A 5,651-nucleotide genomic window follows, 5' to 3' on the forward strand; every position below is an offset into this window, starting at 1 on the left:
CCGGGGGCTGCGCCCCCGGACCCCGCTTCGGCCTGAACGGCCTCGTCCTCAAACGCCGGACGGGCTGAGAGAGAAGACGTCGGCCGCGAAGGCCCCGCCGGACGGGCCGGAAGCGACCGCGCCGCCGGACGCGGCTCGCCCGCCCTGTACACCGTCAGGATCTCGTTCGTCGACGTGTCGCGGACCGCGTTGAACCACCGCCGGCAGCCTGCCGCGTGGCTCCAGCGCTCCGCGAACGGGCCCTTGGGGTTGTCACGGAAGAACAGATACCGCGCCCACTCCTCGTCGGTGAGGGAGGCCGGGTCCTCGGGGTACGGCACGTGGGCCTGGCCGCCGTAGTGGAACTCGGCCTCGTCGCGGGGCCCGCACCACGGGCAGGGGATGAGCAGCATGGTTGGGCTCCCTAGTGGGCCACTGCGGCCGCGCCGTGCTCGTCGACGAGCGCGCCGGTGGTGAAACGGTCGAGCGAGAAGGGGGCGTTGAGGGGGTGGGGGGTGTCGTGGGCGATGGTGTGGGCATAGACCCAGCCGACCCCCGGGGTGGCCTTGAAACCGCCGGTTCCCCAGCCGCAGTTGAGGTAGAGGTTGTCCACCGGGGTGAGGCCGACGATCGGTGAGGCGTCGGGGCTGACGTCGACGATGCCGCCCCAGGTGCGCAGGACGTGGGCGCGGGCGAAGACCGGGAAGAGTTCGACGGCCGCCGCCATCTGCTCCTCGATGATGTGGAACGCGCCGCGCTGGGTGTAGGAGTTGTACGCGTCGATGCCCGCGCCCATCACCAGTTCGCCCTTGTGCGCCTGGCTGACGTAGACGTGCACCGCGTTGGACATGACGACGGTGGGGTGGACCGGTTCCAGGAGTTCGGAGACCAGGGCCTGGAGCGGGTGGCTCTGGAGGGGGAGGTCGATGCCCGCCATCGCGGCCAGGACCGAGGTGTGGCCGGCCGAGCAGAGGGCCACCTTGCCGGCCGCGATAGGGCCGAGGGTGGTCTGGACGCCGACCACCCGGCCGTCGACCACGTCCACCCCCGTGACCTCGCAGTTCTGGATGATGTCGATGCCGGCCGCGTCCACGGAGCGGGCGAAGCCCCAGGCCACGTAGTCGTGCTTGGCGATGCCGGCGCGGGGCTGGTAGGTGCCGCCGAGGACCGGGTAGCGCACGTCGGGCGAGGTGTTGACGATCGGGCAGACCTCTTTGACGCCGTCCGCGTCGAGCCACTCGGCGTCGACGCCGTTGAGCCGGTTGGCCTCGACCCGGCGGACGCTGTCGCGGACGTCCTGCAGGCTGTGGGCGAGGTTCAGCACCCCGCGCTGGGAGAACAGGATCGGGTAGTCCAGCTCCTCCTCCAGCCCCTCCCACAGCTTCAGCGCATGCTCGTAGATGCCCGCGCTCTCGTCCCACAGGTAGTTGGAGCGGATGATCGTGGTGTTGCGGGCCATGTTGCCGCCCGCGAGCCAGCCCTTCTCCAGGACGGCGACGTTGGTGATGCCGTGGTTCCTCGCCAGGTAGTGGGCGGTGGCCAGGCCGTGTCCGCCGCCGCCGACGATGACGACGTCGTACGACCGCCTGGGCTCGGGCGTGCGCCAGAGGAACTCCGGGTGGTCGGGGAGGTCGGCGCCTGGGGGTCCCCCCACGCCCGCAGGGCGTAGGGGGCGGGTGTGGGGGCTCATCGGGCGTCTCCGTCGTGCGAGAGGTGCGGGTAGAGCGGGTGTTTGGCGGCGAGTGCCTCGGTGCGGGCGCGCAGGGCGGGGATGTCCGGCTCGGGCTGGAGGGCGAGGGCGATCACGTCCGCGACCTCGGTGAAGTCCTCGGCCGTGAAGCCCCTGGTGGCCAGTGCGGGGGTGCCGATGCGCAGGCCGGAGGTGACCATGGGCGGGCGCGGGTCGAAGGGGACCGCATTGCGGTTGACGGTGATGCCGATCTCGTGGAGGAGGTCCTCCGCCTGCCGGCCGTCCAGCGGGGACTCCCGCAGGTCGACGAGGACGAGGTGGACGTCCGTGCCGCCGGTCAGCACCTTCACGCCGGCCGCGGCCGCGTCGGGCCGGGTCAGACGCTCGGCGAGGATGCGGGCGCCGGCCAGGGTGCGGGCCTGACGCTCGGTGAACTCGGGTGACGCGGCGACCTTGAAGGAGACGGCCTTCGCCGCGATGACGTGTTCCAGCGGGCCGCCCTGCATGCCGGGGAAGACCGCCGAGTTGATCTTCTTGGCGAGGTCGGCGTCGTTGGTGAGGATGACCCCGCCGCGGGGGCCGCCGAGCGTCTTGTGCGTGGTGGTGGTGACCACGTGGGCGTGCGGGACGGGGCTCGGGTGCAGACCCGCCGCCACCAGGCCCGCGAAGTGCGCCATGTCCACCATCAGCAGGGCACCGACCTCGTCGGCGATCCGACGGAAGGCCGCGAAGTCCAGCTGCCTCGGGTACGCCGACCAGCCCGCGATGATCATCTTCGGGCGGTGTTCCTTGGCGAGGCGCTCCACCTCGTCCAGGTCCACGAGGTTGTCGGTCTCGGAGACGTGGTACGGCACGACGTTGAGCATCTTGCCGCTGTAGTTGAGGCGCATGCCGTGGGTGAGGTGGCCGCCGTGCGCGAGGTCGAGGCCGAGGATCGTGTCGCCGGGCTTCAGCAGGGCGAAGAAGACGGCGGTGTTGGCCTGGGCGCCCGAGTGCGGCTGGACGTTGGCGAAGCCTGCCCCGAAGAGGGACTTGACCCGTTCGATCGCCAGCCGCTCGGTGACGTCGACGTGTTCGCAGCCGCCGTAGTAGCGGCGGCCGGGGTAGCCCTCGGCGTACTTGTTGGTGGCCACCGAGCCCTGCGCCTCCATCACGGCGGTGGGCGCGAAGTTCTCGGAGGCGATCATCTCCAGGGTGGACTGCTGCCGGTGCAGCTCGGCACGGAGCGCGGCGTGGACCTCGGGGTCGAGCTCGGCCAGGGGTGTGTTCAACGCGTTCATGCGGATTCCGCGATCCTTTCAACGACCTTGCCGAGACGCCCCGTGAGGGGCGCGGGGAACTGCGCGACCAGCCAAAACGAGCCCGCAGCCGAACAACGACGCCACCCGGATCCGTCACCCACGGAGCCGACTCATCCCGGGGTCGAACAACGGCTCCTCGGCCACCACCGCGTCCACGCGCTCGTCGAAGTACCCGATCTGGACCCCGGTCCCCGGCACCGCCAGCTCCGCCGGCAGCCACGCGTACGCGATCCCCTTGCCGACCGTGTAGCCGTACGCCGCGCTGGTCACGTAACCCACCGCACGGTCGCCGTCGTACACCGGCTCCTTGCCCATCACGACGGCGCTCCGGTCGTCGATCGTGAGGCAGCTCAGCCGGCGCCGTACGTCCGCCCTGCGCCGCTCCAGCGCGGCCTTGCCGACGAAGTCGCCCTTGTCGAGCTTGACGGCGAAGCCGACGCCGGCCTCGTAGGGGTCGTGCTCGTAGGTCATGTCGGTGCCGAAGGAGCGGTAGCCCTTCTCCAGGCGGAGGCTGTTGAAGGCGCCGCGGCCGGCGATGATCCCGCCGAGCGGCTCGGCCGCCTGCCAGAGGGTGTCCCAGAGCTTCTGGCCCTGGTCGGCCGTGGTGTACAGCTCCCAGCCGAGCTCGCCGACGTACGACAGCCGCATCGCGGTGACCGGCACCGAGCCGATGTAGGCGCGCTTGGCGCGGAAGTACTTGAGGCCCTCGTTGGAGAAGTCCTCGTCGGTGAGCGGCTGGAGGACCTCGCGGGCGAGTGGGCCCCACAGGCCGATGCAGCAGGTGCCGGGGGTGATGTCCCGGACCTGGACCGTGCTGTCGGCGGGAAGGTGGCGGGTGAACCAGTCGAGGTCGAGGTTGCCGTTGGCGCCGACCTGGAAGAGGTCGCGGGCGAGGCGCGCGACGGTGATGTCGCTGCGGATGCCGCCGTCGTGGTCGAGGAGCAGGGTGTACGTCACCGAACCGACGGACTTGGCGACCTTGCCGGTGACCAGGCCCTCCAGGAAGTCGGCGGCACCCGGGCCGCTGATCTCCAGGCGCTTGAGGGCGGTCATGTCGTACATCGCGACGGTCTCGCGGGTGACCTGTGCCTCGGCGCCGACGATCGGCGACCAGTAGCGGGCGGCCCAGTCGTTGGGGGTGGGGATGGAGCGGCCTTCGAGCAGGCCCGCGTTCGCCTCGTACCACTGCGGGCGCTCCCAGCCGTTCGCCTCCAGGAAGAACGCGCCGTGCGCCTGCTGACGGGCGTGGAAGGGGCTGGTGCGGATCGGGCGCGGCTTCCCGGAGGGCTGGAGGGGGTGGAGGATGTCGTAGACCTCGACGAAGTTCTGGCAGTCACGGGCCAGGACGTACTCCGGGGCGAGCTGGTGCGGCTCGAAGCGGTTGACGTCGCACTCGTGGAGGTCGAAGGACGAGCAGTGGCCGTCCACCAGCCATTCGGCGACCGCGCGGCCGACGCCCGCGGAGTGGGTGACCCAGACGGCCTCGGCGACCCAGAAGCCCTTGACGTCCGGGGACTCGCCGAGCAGGGGGTAGCCGTCGGTGGTGAAGGAGAAGAGGCCGTTGATGCCCTCCTCGACCTTGGCCTCGCGGGTCGCGGGGAGCAGGGACTGCGTCTCGGTCCAGGCGTCCTCGAAGTCCTCCTCGGTGAACTTCAGGACCGAGGGCATCTGCGCGGCCTCGTCGACGGAGAGGATGTCGTCGGCGGAGATCGGCATGGGGCGGTGGCCGTAGTAGCCGATGCCGATGGCGTCGAAGCGGTCGCGGTAGTAGAGGTCGGCGTCCTGGTGGCGCAGGATCGGGCGGACCGCCTCCTCCGTCTGGCCGGCCAGCGCGGGGACCGGGCCGGTCCAGGCGAGCTGGTGGCCGAGCGGGGTGAGCGGGAGGTTCATGCCGACCATGCGGGCGATCTTCGGGCCCCAGATGCCGGCGCAGCAGACGACGATGTCGGCGGGGATCTCGCCCTGGTCGGTCACCACGGCGGTGACGGCGCCCTCGCTCTGCCGGACGTCGAGGACCTCGTGGCGGGCGAGGAAGCGGACGCCGCGTTCGGTGGCCCGGCGGATCTGGGCCTCGACGGCGAGGACGGCCTTGGCGAGGCCGTCGGTGGGGACGAGCAGGCCGCCGAGGACCCGGTCGCGGTCGACCAGCGGGTGCTGTGCGACGCACTCGTCGGGGGTCAGCAGCCGCGCCTCGATGCCCCACGCGGTGATCCAGCCGTGGCGGCGGTGGAGTTCGGCGAGGCGCTCCGGGGTGGTGGCCACTTCGAGGCCGCCGACCTGGAGGAAGCAGGGCTTGCCGTCGACGTCGAGGGAGCAGAACTTCTCGACGGTGTAGCGGGCCAGCTCCGTCATGGTCTTCGAGGGGTTCGTCTGGAAGACCAGGCCCGGGGCGTGCGAGGAGGAGCCGCCCGTGGCCGGGAGGGGGCCCTGGTCGACCACGGTCACCTCGGTCCATCCGCGCGCGGAGATCTCGTCCGCGAGCGCCGCTCCCACGACGCCCGCTCCGATGATGACCACTCGGGGTCCCGCCATCGCCCAACCTCCGAACTTGAGACCGGTGCAGTTGCTTTGTGCGCAACATGATTCAGGCTGCGCAACTCAATGTGCCCGCCGCCGAGGAGGGGTGTCAAGAGGGTGGTGACCCCGTGGAACGGCCCGTGGCACGCCCTGCGGAACGGCCG

The 5,651-nt window shown here is 71.1% G+C and carries 4 protein-coding genes; all 4 read right to left on the minus strand.

Features of this window, described 5'->3' with window-relative positions; all coding sequences use genetic code 11:
- The coding region (locus ACFWPQ_RS51805; protein ID WP_384052152.1) for a sarcosine oxidase subunit delta at nucleotides 1-392 on the minus strand (392 nt) is incomplete at its 3' end.
- An 11-nt stretch (nucleotides 393-403) separates the two neighbouring features.
- Entirely contained in the window at nucleotides 404-1,633 is a 1,230-nt protein-coding gene (locus tag ACFWPQ_RS51810) for a sarcosine oxidase subunit beta family protein (RefSeq protein ID WP_384052154.1), read from the minus strand.
- 32 nt (nucleotides 1,634-1,665) lie between these two features.
- Nucleotides 1,666-2,949, minus strand: coding sequence for a serine hydroxymethyltransferase (gene glyA / locus ACFWPQ_RS51815; protein WP_384052156.1), 1,284 nt, complete (start codon nucleotides 2,947-2,949; stop codon nucleotides 1,666-1,668).
- A gap of 114 nt (nucleotides 2,950-3,063) precedes the next feature.
- Nucleotides 3,064-5,502 (minus strand): FAD-dependent oxidoreductase, encoded by a 2,439-nt coding sequence (locus ACFWPQ_RS51820; protein ID WP_384052158.1) that lies wholly within the window; start codon nucleotides 5,500-5,502, stop codon nucleotides 3,064-3,066.
- Between the last annotated feature and the right edge of the window lie 149 nt (nucleotides 5,503-5,651).

The organism is Streptomyces sp. NPDC058464 (assembly GCF_042721035.1).
In the GTDB taxonomy this organism is placed as follows: domain Bacteria; phylum Actinomycetota; class Actinomycetes; order Streptomycetales; family Streptomycetaceae; genus Streptomyces.